The sequence below is a fragment of the Actinoplanes regularis genome (genome assembly GCF_900188005.1).
GTDB classification, from domain to species: Bacteria; Actinomycetota; Actinomycetes; order Mycobacteriales; family Micromonosporaceae; genus Actinoplanes; species Actinoplanes regularis.
Genome location: NZ_FZNR01000015.1, coordinates 218,906 through 233,045, shown reverse-complemented (window position 1 = coordinate 233,045; position 14,140 = coordinate 218,906). Strand labels below are relative to the sequence as shown.

The window sequence follows — 14,140 nt, the reverse complement described above, 5'->3', positions numbered from 1 at the left end:
CACCGAAGCAGCCGAACCCGCCGAGATCGCCGCATAGCATCAACCCACACGGATCAGCGATGGCCGACTCTTACACCACGCCCATGGACGTGACCTGGTTGTGTCGCCAGTGTTTGAGGGCTATGGGGCCCAGCTGAGCGAGTCGGGCTGGTTGCCATGGGGGTATCGGGGCCGCTCATAGAACCATCGTGACCAGCCGGGCTCCTGGCGCTGCTGCGACTGTGAACGCGGAAACCAACGTGGGCAACGCGGCGCCGTGCGCCCTCTTGATCCTCGGCTGGGGTGGGTCGGCGGCGCCTGCGGGGGACAGCGAGGCGAAGCGGGCGTTGTTCGGGAAGGGGCGAACCAGGGTAGGGAGACGGGATCCGAATGGGTGCGGAATGGAGACGGTCCGATGGCGGACGCGGAAGACAGCGGCGCGGACAGGGCGCATCGGCGGTCAGGGGCGGAGAGCGGCGGGCCAGACGGGGAGCATCGGCGGTCGGGCGTGGAGAACGGTGGGCCGGACAGGGCGCATCGGCGGCCGGCGTCGGTGGATGACGTCACCGTGCAGGCGCTGGGGAAGCTGAGTGAGGCGCTGGAAACCGTGGAACGGGTGCGCGGGCATCTGTACTCGGTGCACCAGCTCACCGGAAGCGCGGATTTCATGCTCGATGAGGCCGTGTCCCTGTTCATGCAGGCCGGGCAGACCGCGATCGCGGAACGGATCGAGCGGGAGTTGATCGGGCGCAACGTGATTCCGGGGCGCTGGACGTTCCAGCTCGTCGAGGAGTTCGACGACGGGTACTACAGCGAGTTCCAGCAAGTGGAACGGGATGCCAGGAACGAGCTGGCCGGCGGCCGGCGGCACCTCTACGAGGCCGAACTCAAGGAACGGCGCCGTACCCATGGCCGCCGCGGCCACGAGGCTCTGCCCGGGTGAACAGATATACCCATGGCCGCCGAGGCCCCGGGACTACGTGAACAGGCGTGTCTATGGCTGCCGAGGCCCCGAGGCTCTGTGAACAGGTGTGCCTATGGCCGCCAGGGCGCCCGGGTGTACCCATGGGGCCGGGGGGCATGAAACTCCGCCGGGATGAGCAGAGCGAGCCGGCGGCCGACGGCGACGGCGACGGCGAGGCGAGGGCGCCGAGAGGCTACTCGGGGTAGTCGGCGGGTGCCGGGCGACGACGCTGGGCATCGTCGGCGATGATCACCGTCGCGACCACGAGGGCGACGACGACGGCGAAGAACCACGACGCGTCATCGATGACCTTCGCGGCCACCGGCGCTTGGAAGGCCGCCAGGAAGAAGCCCAGCCACGCGAAGCGGCGCTGACGTTCAGACAGGAATCCAGCAGATCGCACCCGGAAATTCTGGCGCGATAAGTCCAATTCGCCGTCACCCGTTCGGCCGATTCTCAGTTGTCCGATGGTGCCTCCAGTCTTGCGTCGAAGCCGCTCAACAGCCGCCGTGGTCGGCGTGTCTGCGCTGGTGGGGGCCGTACTGGCGGGATCTTCTCGAAGTTCCGGGCCGCCGCCGGACCCGGCGCCGAGCCCGGCGCCGTCGGCGAGCGAACGGGTTCTGACCGGCCCGCTGCTGAATCGGACCGGCGCGTGGCTCACGGTGAGCGACGCGGCCAGTCGCGTGCGCGTTCAGACGGCCACCCTGCCCGGCCTGCTCTATCGGGTCAGTTCCGCGCCGGGCTCGGGGGTCGCGCCGGTGGTCGTCCGGCGCGGGGGCCGGGTCGCCGTACACCTGCGGGCTACCGAGGGTAACGGCATCGACGAGGTACGCATCGTGCTGAACCGGGATGTGCGGTGGGACATCCGGCTGCCCGCGGGGGCGGGGGAGCAGCAACTGGACCTGGGCGACGGCAGGGTGAGCCGGGTGGATCTCGGTGCCTCCGGGCTGGCCGAGGTCTCGCTGCCGGACCCGGACGGCACCGTTTCGGTGACCTTCACCGGCGGGGTGGGCACCGCGATCCTGGCGACGAGGACGGGTGCGCCGTTCCGGATCCACCTGGATCAGGGCGCTGGATCGGTTCTGACCCCGTGGGTCATGAACAATGGGACGCCGACGGGCGCGGTTTTCCAGGAGGCCGGCTGGCCCCTGGCCGCCGACCGTTACGTGGTCCGCGCGGTGGCCGGGATGGGAAGCGTGGTCCTGCGCCGGAGTGGGCCGGCCCGACCGCGAACACATTGATCACCGCGGTCCGCTGGGCCCTGCGGTGTGCTGTGCCATGTGACCGGCGTTACCCGGTGGCGCGACCGTAAAACGGATCGAGGGCCCTGGCGGACGGCGAAGCGAACGGCCGTCCCGAAGGGCGGCCGTTCCGCGGTGCGATCGGTGTGGATCAGGCATCGGGCCGATCCACCTGGCCCCGCCAGCCACCGGTGGCGATGCCACCGCGGCTCTCGATGAACTCCTTGAAGCGGTGCAGGTCGCCCTTGATCCGGCGATCCACCAGGCCGAGCTTGTCACCGGCCTTCTCCATGAAGCCCTGCGGATCGAAATCGAGTTGAACCGTCACCCGGGTGTGCGTGTTGTCGAGCCGGTGGAAGGTGACCACGCCGGCCTGCTTCTCGCCCTCCGTGGCGGTCCAGGCGACCCGTTCGTCCGGTAGCTGCTCGGTGATCTTCGCGTCGAATTCCCGCGTGATCCCCGCGATGTGGGTCTTCCAGTGCATGTGGGTGTCGTCGAGCTGCTGGATCTCCTCCACGCCCTCCATGAAGCGCGGAAATTCCTCGAACTGGGTCCACTGGTCGTAGCAGGTTCGGACCGGGACGTTGACGTCAACGAATTCGGTGACCGTGCTCACGCGCTTCCTCCCTCGGTTGCTCTCCATGCTTCGGCGGCGTTCTGGAAGGTTCTGTCGTACGGCAGGGCCGCGATGCGCCGCATCACGTCGTCCGGAGCGGACATGGCCCGCGCCGAGGCCTCCAGCGCGGCCTGGTCGCCCGGGAACGCGGACCGGCCGAGAAAACTCCCGAACCGGCTGAACGCCTCGCCCTGCGTGCTGCCGACGCCGCCCGGGATGTTCCGGCCGAAGTCGCCGTTGGGTGCCATGGCGACTTCCGGCTGGTCATCGCCGGCCGGCTCGGGCATGTGCCATTCCTCGGCACGGCTGCCGGCGGGGCTTCGGAAGATGTCCCGCACCTCCTGAGCCATCCACTCGTCGAGCACCGCGCCGTGCTTGCTGTTTCCCCGTTCCATGATCTCGAGGTGCCCGCGCGGATGCGGGCTAAACGTGGCTAACGTGCGGGATGTGGACATGGTTGACGCGGTCGTCGTCGGGGCGGGGCACAACGGGCTGGTGGCGGCGAATCTGCTCGCCGACGCGGGCTGGTCGGTGCGGGTGCTGGAAGCGACCGGGGCGCCGGGCGGCGCGGTCCGGTCCGGCGAGATCACCGCCCCCGGATACGTCTCCGACCTGTTCAGCGCGTTCTACCCGCTCGGGTACGCCTCCCCGGTGCTGCGCGACCTGGAGTTGAACCGGTACGGGCTGACCTGGACGCACGCGCCGGCCGTTCTCGCGCACCTGCTGCCGGACGGGCGCTCCGCGACGCTCCACCGCGATCTGGCGCGGACGATGGCGTCGCTGGAGGAGTTCGCGGCGGGCGACGGGGAGCGGTGGCGGCGTGCGTACGACGAATGGACCGCCGTCTCCGGCCGCATGCTGGACGTGATCCTGCGGCCGTTCCCACCGGTCCGGGCGGGTCTGGGCCTGGCTCGCGGCCTCGGCGTCGCGGATTCCCTGCGGCTGGGCCGCCGGATGGTGCTCTCGGCACGCGAGCTGGGATCGGAGCTGTTCCGTGGGGAGGGGGCCAAGGTCCTGCTGGCCGGGTGCGCGCTGCACACCGACCTGTCGCCGGAGGAGGCGGGCGGTGGGGTGTACGGCTGGCTGTTGACCATGCTCGGCCAGCAGGTCGGCTGGCCGGTGCCGGTCGGCGGGGCCGGACAGCTGACCGAGGCGCTGGTACACCGGCTGCGGGCCCGGGGCGGCGAGATCGTCTACGGCGCGCCGGTGAGCCGGGTCCTGGTGGCGCGTGGGCGGGCGATGGGCGTGCGGACCGCGGACGGGCGGGACTGGCGGGCCGCCCGGGCGGTGATCGCGGACGTGCCAGCACCGGCGCTCTTCCTGGACCTGGTCGGCGAGCGATGGCTGCCGTCCCGGATGGTCGAGGATCTCGCGCACTTCCGCTGGGACGGGGCGACGATCAAGGTGGACTGGGCGCTCGACGCACCGATCCCGTGGTCGAACACGGAGGTCTGCGGGGCGGGGACGGTGCACCTGGGAGCGGATCTGAACGGGCTGACGCGGTACGCCGCGAAGATCGCGACCGGGGAGGTCCCGGAGGATCCGTTCCTGCTGCTCGGGCAGATGACCACGGCTGATCGGAGCCGGTCACCGTTCGGGACGGAGAGCGCGTGGGCGTACACCCACCTGCCACATCGGGCGGAATGGTCGGTCCAGGAGATCGCCGCGCGGGTCGAGCGGATCGAGGCGGTGATCGAGGGGCAGGCGCCCGGGTTCCGCGGCCGGATCGTCGGGCGGAACGTGTTCGCGCCGGGTGACCTGGAGCGGGAGAACCCGTCACTGGTCGGCGGGGCGCTCGGCGGGGGGACGTCGGCCGCCTTCCAGCAGCTGTTCTTCCGGCCGGTTCCGGGGCTGGGGCGCGCCGACACCCCGGTCGACCGGCTCTTCCTGGGCAGCTCGTCGGCGCATCCGGGCGGTGGGGTGCACGGCGCACCGGGGGCGAACGCGGCCCGGGCGGCGCTGGCCCGGGATCGTGGGCTGTTCGGGGGCGCCTATCGCGCGGCCGTCAGCGGCGCACAGCGGGCGATCTACGGCTGAGCGCCGGCGAAGTCGAGGAGTGCCGCGAAAGGGCTGGTGGTTGACCGGTAACCCCCGACCGGCGCGGCTCTCGATGTTTACGCTGAGGGCCGACGGGCAACGTGTCCTGCCGTCACAACCTTTGTTCAGTCGCGTGAGGAGACCCCGTGCGGATTGCGATGATCTCCGAGCGCGCCAGCCCGCTCGGCGTGGCCGACCTGTCGAAGGCGCTTGTCGATTCCGGGCACGAGGTGCGGGTCTACACCCGCCGCACCGATCCTGACGCCGCCGAGGTCGTCACCGTCGCGGACGGCGTGCGCGTCCTCCACGTGCCGGCCGGCCCGGCCCGGCCGCTGCCCGCCGAGGAGCTCCTGCCGTACATGGGCGAGTTCGCCCGGCTGCTCGGCGAGTACTGGCAGCGGGACGGCTGGACCCCCGACGTGCTGCACGCCCACTCCTGGACCAGCGGCCTGGCCGCGGTCACCGCGGCCAAGCAGATCAACATCCCGGTCGTGCAGTCGTTCTACGAGCTCGGCGCGATCGAGCCGCACCGGCCCGGCCCGTCCCGCACCGGTTACGAGCGAGCGCTCGGCCGGGCCGTCGACCGGGTGGTCGCGCAGAGCCATGACGAGATGCTCGGTCTGGTCCGGATCGGGGTGCCGCGGGCACAACTGACCGTCGTCCCGGGCGGCGTGGACAGCGATCGCTTCAGCCCGGACGGCCCGGCCGTCCCGCGCGACCCGGATCGGCCCCGCATCCTCTCGGTCGGCCGGCTGGTCGAGCGCAAGGGTTTCGGCGACGTCATCCAGGCGATGCGGTACGTGCCCGGCGCCGAGGTGGTCGTCGTCGGCGGCCCGCCGGCCGATCAGCTCCCCGCCGACCCGTGCGCCAGGTCGCTGCGCGCGCTCGCCGAGCGCCTCCAGGTCGCCGACCGGTTCCGGTTGGTCGGTTCGGTGCCGCACCGCGACATGCCGAGCTGGTACCGGTCCGCCGACCTGCTGGTCGCCGCGCCCTGGCAGGAGGAGTTCGAGCGGTCCGCGCTGGAGGCGATGGCCTGCGGCGTGCCGATCATCGGGACGGCGGTGGGCGGTCTGACCGAGACCGTCGTGGACGGTCTGACCGGCGATCTGGTCCCGGCGCGGGACCCGCACGCGCTCGGCGGCGCGGTGCGCCGCCTGATCAACGACAAGGTGCGGCGGTTCACGTACGCGACGGCCGCGCTGGACCGGGCCCGGCAGGCGTACTCCTGGAAGCGGGTCGCCGCGCAGGTCGGCTCGGTCTACTCGGCGGTGACCGGCCTGCGCCGCAGCAACACCGAGCCGGAGACGGTGGTGTAGTCCCCCATCCACCGATCGGTGGATGAAAGGGTTCGCTCGCTGGTCGATTCGGGCACCGGGGCCGGTCCGTGACGCTGGATCCATGACAGTGATCGAGGTCAGTAACCTCAGCAAGCGTTACGGGGACACGGTCGCGGTACGTGACGTGTCGCTTGCCGTCGAGGCGGGGGAGATCTTCGGGATCCTCGGCCCGAACGGGGCCGGCAAGACCACCACGGTCGAGTGCGTCGCCGGGCTGCGGACGCCGGACTCCGGCACGATCAGCGTCCTCGGCCGCGCTCCGCGCGATCCCGCCCTGCGCACCGAGGTCGGTGTGCAACTCCAGGACGGCCAGCTTCAGGAGAAATTGACGGTACGGGAGGCGCTCGAGCTCTACAGCGCCTTCTACCCGAACCCGGCCGACTGGCGGGTGCTCGCCGGTGACCTGGGGCTCGAGGCCAAGCTGCGGGCGTCGTACGGAAAACTCTCCGGTGGCCAGAAGCAACGCCTCTCCATCGCTCTCGCCCTGATCGGCAATCCCCGGATCGCGATCCTGGACGAGCTGACCACCGGCCTCGACCCGCAGGGACACCTGGGACCTGATCGAGTCGATCCGCGACCGCGGCGTCACGGTCGTGCTGGTCACCCACTTCATGGAGGAGGCCGAGCGGCTCTGCGACCGCCTCGCCGTGATCGACAAGGGTCTCGTGATCGCCCTGGACACCCCGGCCGGCCTGGTGGAGGGCACCGCCGTGGAGCAGACGATCCGCTTCCGCCCCTCCGCGCCGTTCGACGACGCCCTGCTCACGAGCCTGCCCGAGGTGCGCAAGGTGCGCCGCCAGGGCAGCCGCGTCGAGGTGGTCGGCACCGGCAACCTGCTGCACGCGGTGAGCTCGGTGCTCGCCGTCCACCAGATCGTCGCCGCCGACCTGCGGGTGGAGCAGGCCAGCCTCGACGACGCCTTCGTCCGGCTCACCGGCCACGAGATCCAGGAGTGACCATGACCGTCTTCGCCAAGACCACCCGGACCGAACTCAAGCTGCAGCTCCGCGAACCGGTCACGGCCTTCTTCACGCTCCTCTTCCCGACCATCCTGGTCGGCATCCTGGGCAGCATCCCGGACTTCCGCGAGCCGTCCCCGGAACTCGGCGGCGCCCGCACGATCGACGTCTACGTCGGCATCGCGATCGCCCTGTCCCTGGCCATGGTCGGCCTGCAGGTGATGCCGGCGGTGCTGGCCACGTACCGGGAGAAGGGCGTGCTGCGCCGGATCGCCACCACTCCGGTCCGCCCGCTCACCCTGCTCGCCGCGCAGATGACGGCGTCGGTGCTGATCGCTCTGGTCTCCTCGGCGCTCTGCATCGCGGTCGGCTACTTCGCCTTCGATGTGCCGCTCGCCGGCAACCTCGCCGGTTTCGCGCTGGCCTTCCTGCTCTGCGCGGCCGGGGTCTTCTCGATCGGGCTGCTGATCGCCGCCCTGGTCCCGACCGGTAAGGCCGGCAACGCGGTCGGCACGCTGCTCTTCTTCCCCTCGATGTTCTTCGCCGGGCTCTGGACGCCGCGCGAGATGATGCCGGACTGGGCGCAGCAGGTCGGCGACTACACCCCGCTCGGCGCCGGGGAACGGGCCCTGCACGAGACGATGACCGGGCACTGGCCGAACTGGCTCTCCGCGGTCGTCCTGATCGGATACCTGATCATCTTCGGGCTCGGGGCCGCGCGCCTCTTCCGCTGGAACTGACAGACTGAACACGGAGAGGGGAGCGTCGATGAGTGGGGAAGCGAGGACCGGGGAGCGCCCGGAGCTGAACGCGCGCCGGTTGATCTTCGTGTCCCTCGGCCTGCTGATCGGCTCGACCGTGCTGGCGATCCTCACTCTGCACACCGAGGTGCCGCAGCAGCCGCTGCCGGTCACCCTCGCGGCGGTGGCCGGCACCGCGGCCTGGGTCCTCGGCGGGATCCGGCTGCTGGCCCGTTTCCGGCAGCCGGGCCCTGCCTCGGCGGTGTTCGTCATCGGGTACGTCGTACTGTCCGGCCTGTTGATCTGGTGCAACCCGTTCTTCGGCTTCTTCGCCTGGAGCGGCTACCTCTTCATCGTGCACACGCTCTCCGAGCGCTGGCTGATGGCCGGTGTTTCGGGCGTCGCGCTGGTGACGGCGCTTTCGCAGACCGGTGGATTCGAGACGTTGCAGGACACCGGCGGGCGGGTCTTCTTCGCCGGCCTGTTCCTGGCCAACGCGGTGCTGGCCTTCATCATGACCCGCTTCCAGCTCGGACAGCTGCGGAACTCGCAGCGGCGGCTCGCGGTGATCGACGAACTGGCGCAGGCGAACGCGAAGCTCGAGGCGGCCCTGAAGGAGAACGCCGGCCTGCACGCCCAGCTGCTGGTCCAGGCGCACGAGGCGGGCGTGCTGGACGAACGGCAGCGGATGGCCGGTGAGATCCACGACGTGCTGGCGCAGGGCCTGACCGGCATCGTCACCCAGCTCGAGGCGGCCGAGGCGCAGCCGGGGGAGCGGGACCGGCACCTGGGCGCGGCGAAACGCCTGGCCCGGGAGAGCCTCGCCGAGGCGCGCCGGTCGGTGCGGGCGCTGCGCCCGCAACAGCTCGACGGCGCCGGCCTGCCGGCCGCGCTCGGCGAGGTGGTGGAGACGTGGGCCAGCCTGCACGACATCCGCGCCGATCTGATCATCACGGGCACCGAGCGGCGGCTGCTGCCCGAGATCGAGGCGACCCTGCTGCGTACGGCCCAGGAGGCGCTGGCCAACGTGGCCCGGCACGCCGGCGCGGGCCGGGTCGGACTGACCCTTTCCTACATGGAGGATCTGGTGACGCTGGACGTCCGCGACGACGGCGCCGGTTTCGACCCGGAGGAGCCCCGCGAGATCACCGAGACCGGCGGGTTCGGCCTCGCCGCGATGCGCGAACGGCTGACCCGGATCGCCGGCACCCTGGCGGTCGAATCCGAACCGGGCGCCGGCACCGCGCTGTCGGCCTGTGTCCCGGCGATCGCCCTCGGAGGTACGCCGTGATCGGGCTGCTCATCGTCGACGACCATCCGGTGGTACGGGACGGGCTGCGAGGCATGTTCTCCGGCGACGACCGGTTCACGGTGCTCGGCGAGGCCGGGGACGGGCGGGAGGCGCTCGCGGTCGCCGCGGCGGTGCACCCGGACGTCATCCTGATGGATCTGCGGATGCCGGTGATGGACGGCGTGACGACGATCCACTCGTTGAAGGAGGCCGGGTCGGCGGCTCGGGTGCTGGTGCTGACCACCTACGACAACGACAGTGACGTGCTGCCGGCGATCAAGGCCGGGGCCACCGGATACCTGCTGAAGGACGCTCCGAGGGAGGAGCTGTTCCGGGCGGTGGTGGCCGCCGACCGCGGCGAGTCGGTGCTGTCGCCGTCGGTGGCCGGCCGGTTGATGGGCCGGCTCCGTTCCCCCGCGGCCGAGAAGGAGCCGCTCAGCCAGCGGGAGCTGGAGGTGCTGACGCTGATCGCGCGCGGTTGCGGCAACCGGGAGACCGCCCGGAAGCTGTTCATCAGCGAGGCGACGGTGAAGACCCACCTGCTGCACGCGTACGCCAAATTGGGGGTCCGGGACCGCGCCGCGGCCGTCGCCGCGGCCTTCGAACGGGGTCTCCTGGGTCGCGAACCCCGCTGAGCGGCGCGCGGCGGGGACGCGATCTCGGCGAGTCGCCCGGCGGCCGGGCCGCCTCGCCGAGATCGCGACGAAGCCGGTGGTGCTCAGCCGGCCAGGGCACTCGCCAGATGGTCGCGGAAGCTGCGCTCGTCCTCGGTCACGGTCTCGCCGCCCAGACCCAGGATGCCGCCGGTCGAGGCGGCGCCGACGACGGCGTCGGTGATCTCCAGCAGCCAGTGGCGGTAGGTCTCGGCGTCGGCCACGGAGGCCTTCGCCGACAGCAGGCCGGCGGTCTCGGCCGCCCGGTCCAGGACATCCCGGAGGTATGCGGCGGGGTTGGCCGGCTCGATCACCGGCGGCTCCTCGCCGAGCTCCGGGTCGCCGGCTTCGGCGACGGCGGCCGTGGCCACCGCGGTCACCAGGGTGCTCGCCGAAGCGCGGGCGTCGGAGATCCGGTTCAGCCCGGCCGCGCTCTCCGCCCGGGTCTTTCGCGCGCTGTCTTGGGTGGCGGCGCTCGCCGCCGTGAGTACCGCGTGCGGCAGGCCGACCAGCAGCCCCCACTCACCATCGGTGAAGCCCAGCTTGGCGTAAAGCGGTTCGTCCGTCACTCGGGTTCCTTTCGCTTCCGTCGGCTCCGACAGCGCATTCTTTCGCACCGGCGGGCCGGCGCCCTCCCACCCCCCTTTACCCGATCATGTCTCCGCTCACCCACGATGTCGACGGTGCCGGCGGCGGCGACCAGGTTCGGGTCACCGCCGCTGAACGGTCCCGCCCGGTCGCCGTTCAGGGCCGGACCTCGTAGACGATGTTGAACGGGGTTTCCGCCGCGCGCCGGAACCGGGTGAAGCCGGCATCGGTCGCCAGCCGCCGGATCGGCTCCTCACCCGCCTGGGCGCCGAGCGAATAGCCACCCTCCTGGGAGAGCGCGTTGGGCACGCACAGGAACGCGGAGAAGGAGTAGTAGACCCGCCCGACCGGGTTCAGGTTCGCCTCGACCGAATCGCCGGCCGCCGGCTCCACGATCATCCAGGTGCCGTCCGCGGCGAGCTGGGAGCGCACGTGCCGGGCCGCGCCCAGCGGATCGCCCATGTCGTGCAGCGCGTCGAACGTGGTGACCAGCTCGTACGGCCCGCCGGTGAAGCTCTGCGCCCCGGCGACCTCGAACCGCGCCCGGGAGTCCAGCCCCGCGTCCGCCACGCGTTTGCGAGCCTGGTCCACCGAGTCGGCGTGCAGGTCCGAGCCGGTGAAGACCGAGGCCGGGTACGCCGCGGCCATCAGCGCCGTCGACGCCCCGTGCCCGCACCCGACGTCCGCGACCCGGACCCCGCCGCGCAGCTTCTCCTCCACCCCGTCCAGTGCCGGCAGCCACGCGGTGACCAGGTTCGCGCTGTACCCCGGCCGGAAGAACCGCTCGCACCCGGCGAACACGTCCTCGTCGTGCTGGTGCCAGCCCAGCCCCTCGCCGGACCGGAACGCCGCCTCGATCCGCTGCTGGGCACGCAGGGCGCCCAGCGCGAGCTGGAACGCCCCCGGCGCGAAGACCGGCCCGTCCGGATCGGTCAGTGCGAACGCCTGCTCCTCGGTGAGCGAGTACCGCCCGCTCGCCGGGTCGTAGGTGACGTAGCCGCCGGCCGCCTGCCCGCGCAGCCACTCCTCGACGTAGCGTGGCGCGGTCCCGGTCCGCTCGGCGAGTTCCTCCGGTGACGACGGGCCGGCGGTCAGGCCCCGGTAGAGCCCCAGCCGGTCGCCGAGTACGACGCCGCCCGCGGCGATCGTCGCGCCCAGATCGCCGACGAATTTCTGCACGAACTCCATCAACCTGTTCTCGTCCACGCACCTGTTTCTACGGATGCGCGGCGCTCGCCGGGCCCGTTCCCGGAATTGATCTGTCGGGTGGGGGTGGGCGAGCGCCGGCTTCCGCTACGAGGCGGCGCTCGCCCACAGCCACAGTAACGACGCTGTCGAACGGGACGGGGCGTCACGGTCTGTAAGAATCACGGCGTGCGGGAAGTGGTCGACGGAGTCTTCGAGCTCCGCCTCGGATTCGTCAATGTTCACCTGGTCGTCACCGACGACGGGGTGGTTCTGCTCGACACCGGCGTGCCCGGGCAGGCCGCGGCGATCGAGCGGGCCCTGCGTCCGCTGGGTGAGCTGCACGCGATCCTGCTGACCCACCACCATCCCGACCACGCCGGCAACGCGGCCGCCCTGCGCGAACGCACCGGTGCCCGGCTGATCACGCACGCCGCCGAGGCGCCGTTCATCAACGGGGCGTTCCCGGCCGAGGAGCCGACCGGTTGGTTGCGCAAGTTCGTCTTCCGCCGGATCGGCCGGGTCGAACCCACCAAGATCGACCAGTTGATCGGTGACGGCGCCGAGCCGATTGCCGGGTTCACGGCCGTGCACACGCCCGGCCACACCCGCGGCCACTTGTCGTTCCTGCTGGACCGGGCCGGTGGCGTCCTCTTCGCCGGGGACGCCGCGGTCAGCGATCGGGGTAAGGTCGCCGCCTCCAGGGTTCTCGACGACCCGGCGCGGGCCGCCGAGAGCCTGTCCCGGCTGGCCGAGCGGGAGTTCGAGCATGCCGTCTTCGGCCACGGGCCGGCGATCAGCGGCCAGGCCGCCGCGCGCTTCCGGGAGGCGGCGGCCTGACGGAACCCGGGAGATCGAAACCGGGACGTATCAAGCCGACCGCAAGCCATGTCCGCGGCGCTCTTTGACGGGAACCAGCAGGGAGTTCTCGACGACGACCGGCACTGACAACGTCTTGTAGCCGACGTCATCGAACAGGACGGTCATCCGCTCCTTCTCGTAGCCCATCACCATGCCGGTGCCCCACTCGCCGTGCCGCACCCGGCTGTGCACCGGGAACGGGCCCTCCTCCTCGACCGCGTTCACCGCCTCGGCGCTGCCGTCCGCGCAGTTGTCGCAGTGTCCGCAGGCGCGCCGGATCTCCTCGCCGAAGTAGGCGAGCAGGGTCTCGGTGCGGCACTGCCGGCTCTCCGCGAAGCCGCGCATCATGTCGGTGCGCGATTTGATCACGGCCTGCTGCCGGGCGAACTCCGCGACCGCGGCCTCGGCGGCCGCGGCCGGAAGCGGTGCGCCGGGTGGGACGGTCAGCTTGCCGCCCTTTCCGGTACGGACAGCGCCCGCCTGCTCCAGCAGAGCCAGATACTGTCCGAGACGGCGTACACCCAGCCCGGTCTCCTTCTGCAGCGCCGTTTTGGTCGCCGGGCCCTTGTGCAGGATCCCGGCCAGCTCCCGCAGCTCGTCCCCGTCGGGGCCGCCGCCGTTGAAGAAGCGCTGGATCGCCTCGTCCTCGGCCCGCCAGAGCAGCAGGACCCGACCGGCCTCGCCGTCCCGCCCGGCCCGGCCGATCTCCTGGAAGTAGCTGTCCGGCGAGTCGGGTAGAGCCATGTGCGCGACCCAGCGGATGTTCGGCTTGTCGATGCCCATGCCGAACGCCGACGTGGCCACCATGATGTCCACCTTGTCGTCGGTGAAGTCCTCGTGGCGCTGCTCGCGCAGGCCGGCGGCCATCCCGCCGTGGTAGTGCTCAGCGGGGTAGCCCGCCTGGGTGAGCCGCGCGGCGAGCTCCTCGGCGGCGCGCCGGGTGGCGACGTAGACGATGCCCGGGCGCCGGCCCTCGTCCAGCATCGCGGTCAGCCGCTTCCACCGGTACGTCTCGTCGGGGCAGTGCGCCACCTCGAGGAACAGGTTCCGCCGGTCCAGCCCAGAGATGTGGATCTCGGGTTTGCGCAGCCGCAGCCGGTTGATGATGTCCTCACGCACCGGTGGGGACGCGGTGGCGGTCAGCGCCAGCACCGGTGGGCTGCCCAGTTCTTTGATCATGTCGCCGAGGGCGAGGAAGTCCGGCCGGAAGTCGGGTCCCCAGGCGGAGATGCAGTGCGCCTCGTCGATCGCGACCAGGCCGGGCTTCAGGGCCCGGACCTCGGCCAGCCGCTCCGGGTTGGCGAGCTGTTCCGGGGTGATGAAGAGGAACTCGGCGCGTCCGGTGCGGAGTTCCTCGATCGCCTCGCGCTGTTCGCGTGGTGTCTCGGCGGAGCTGACCCGGACCGCGCGGAGCTTCGGGTCGTTCCGCTCGTTGAGGGCGGCGATCTGGTCCTGCTGCAGGGCGAGCAGCGGGGAGACGACCACGGTCGGGCCGGGCAGCAGCACCGCCGGGATCTGGTAGATCGCCGACTTGCCGGCTCCGGTGGGGAGCACGACCAGGGCGTCCTTGCGGCGCAGCACGGCGCGCATCGGTTTGAACTGGCCGGGGCGCAGGGACGGCCAGCCGAAGTGGGCCCGGGCCACTCTGCGCAGGCGGGGGCCGTAGATGGGGAGTCTCATCGGGGCGCC

Annotated in this window: 14 protein-coding genes and 1 pseudogene; 9 read left to right on the top strand and 6 right to left on the bottom strand. The window is 71.5% G+C overall.

Going from position 1 to position 14,140, the window contains the following annotated elements:
- Positions 1-487 precede the first annotated feature (487 nt).
- Positions 488-922: a hypothetical protein gene (locus CHC09_RS31800; RefSeq protein ID WP_089296932.1), complete on the top strand. Its 435-nt coding sequence runs from the start codon at positions 488-490 to the stop codon at positions 920-922.
- A gap of 214 nt (positions 923-1,136) precedes the next feature.
- Here CHC09_RS31800 and CHC09_RS47965 read toward each other — a convergent pair whose 3' ends face one another.
- The gene (locus tag CHC09_RS47965; protein WP_239138583.1) at positions 1,137-1,604 is read right to left on the bottom strand and encodes a hypothetical protein; all 468 of its coding nucleotides are present in this window, start codon (positions 1,602-1,604) and stop codon (positions 1,137-1,139) included.
- Between the two features lie 22 nt (positions 1,605-1,626).
- Between CHC09_RS47965 and CHC09_RS31790 the strand changes: the two genes are divergently transcribed.
- Complete coding sequence (locus tag CHC09_RS31790; protein ID WP_239138584.1) at positions 1,627-2,184, top strand: hypothetical protein; 558 nt, start codon at positions 1,627-1,629, stop codon at positions 2,182-2,184.
- Positions 2,185-2,335: 151 nt separating this feature from the next.
- Here CHC09_RS31790 and CHC09_RS31785 read toward each other — a convergent pair whose 3' ends face one another.
- Together CHC09_RS31785 and CHC09_RS31780 are read right to left on the bottom strand one after the other, a co-directional pair.
- Positions 2,336-2,800, bottom strand: a complete 465-nt coding sequence (locus tag CHC09_RS31785; protein WP_089296930.1) for an SRPBCC family protein — start codon at positions 2,798-2,800, stop codon at positions 2,336-2,338.
- On the bottom strand, positions 2,797-3,195 hold the full coding sequence (locus CHC09_RS31780) for a DUF2795 domain-containing protein (protein ID WP_089296929.1): 399 nt from the start codon (positions 3,193-3,195) through the stop codon (positions 2,797-2,799). Before CHC09_RS31780 ends, CHC09_RS31785 begins: the two co-directional genes overlap by 4 nt.
- A 58-nt stretch (positions 3,196-3,253) precedes the next feature.
- On the opposite strand from CHC09_RS31780, the gene CHC09_RS31775 reads away from it, so the two are divergent.
- The 6 genes and pseudogenes from CHC09_RS31775 to CHC09_RS31750 all read left to right on the top strand — a co-directional run bounded on the left by CHC09_RS31775 (position 3,254) and on the right by CHC09_RS31750 (position 9,799).
- Positions 3,254-4,837 (top strand): phytoene desaturase family protein, encoded by a 1,584-nt coding sequence (locus CHC09_RS31775; RefSeq protein WP_089296951.1) that lies wholly within the window; start codon positions 3,254-3,256, stop codon positions 4,835-4,837.
- A 146-nt stretch (positions 4,838-4,983) separates the two neighbouring features.
- Positions 4,984-6,153 carry a glycosyltransferase gene (locus CHC09_RS31770; RefSeq protein WP_089296928.1) on the top strand — a complete coding sequence of 390 codons (1,170 nt, stop codon included), beginning with the start codon at positions 4,984-4,986 and terminating at the stop codon, positions 6,151-6,153.
- An 82-nt stretch (positions 6,154-6,235) separates the two neighbouring features.
- Positions 6,236-7,130 (top strand): annotated as a pseudogene (locus CHC09_RS31765) (ABC transporter ATP-binding protein).
- A 2-nt stretch (positions 7,131-7,132) separates the two neighbouring features.
- Positions 7,133-7,873, top strand: coding sequence for an ABC transporter permease (locus CHC09_RS31760; RefSeq protein WP_089296927.1), 741 nt, complete (start codon positions 7,133-7,135; stop codon positions 7,871-7,873).
- Positions 7,874-7,901: 28 nt separating this feature from the next.
- A complete protein-coding gene (locus CHC09_RS31755) occupies positions 7,902-9,164 on the top strand; it encodes a sensor histidine kinase (protein ID WP_089296926.1) in 1,263 nt (420 codons plus the stop codon).
- Complete coding sequence (locus CHC09_RS31750) at positions 9,161-9,799, top strand: response regulator (RefSeq protein ID WP_089296925.1); 639 nt, start codon at positions 9,161-9,163, stop codon at positions 9,797-9,799. The genes CHC09_RS31755 and CHC09_RS31750 overlap by 4 nt, the downstream gene beginning before the upstream one ends.
- A gap of 83 nt (positions 9,800-9,882) precedes the next feature.
- Here the strand turns inward: CHC09_RS31750 and CHC09_RS31745 are convergent, their stop codons facing one another.
- Positions 9,883-10,386 carry a hypothetical protein gene (locus CHC09_RS31745; protein ID WP_089296924.1) on the bottom strand — a complete coding sequence of 168 codons (504 nt, stop codon included), beginning with the start codon at positions 10,384-10,386 and terminating at the stop codon, positions 9,883-9,885.
- Positions 10,387-10,561: 175 nt separating this feature from the next.
- The gene (locus tag CHC09_RS31740) at positions 10,562-11,611 is read right to left on the bottom strand and encodes a class I SAM-dependent methyltransferase (protein WP_089296923.1); all 1,050 of its coding nucleotides are present in this window, start codon (positions 11,609-11,611) and stop codon (positions 10,562-10,564) included.
- Positions 11,612-11,779: 168 nt separating this feature from the next.
- Here CHC09_RS31740 and CHC09_RS31735 point away from each other — a divergent pair, with 168 nt between their 5' ends.
- A complete protein-coding gene (locus CHC09_RS31735; RefSeq protein ID WP_239138586.1) occupies positions 11,780-12,430 on the top strand; it encodes an MBL fold metallo-hydrolase in 651 nt (216 codons plus the stop codon).
- A gap of 30 nt (positions 12,431-12,460) precedes the next feature.
- On the opposite strand, the gene CHC09_RS31730 is transcribed toward CHC09_RS31735, so the two are convergent.
- Entirely contained in the window at positions 12,461-14,131 is a 1,671-nt protein-coding gene (locus CHC09_RS31730; protein ID WP_089296921.1) for a RecQ family ATP-dependent DNA helicase, read from the bottom strand.
- Positions 14,132-14,140 lie beyond the last annotated feature (9 nt).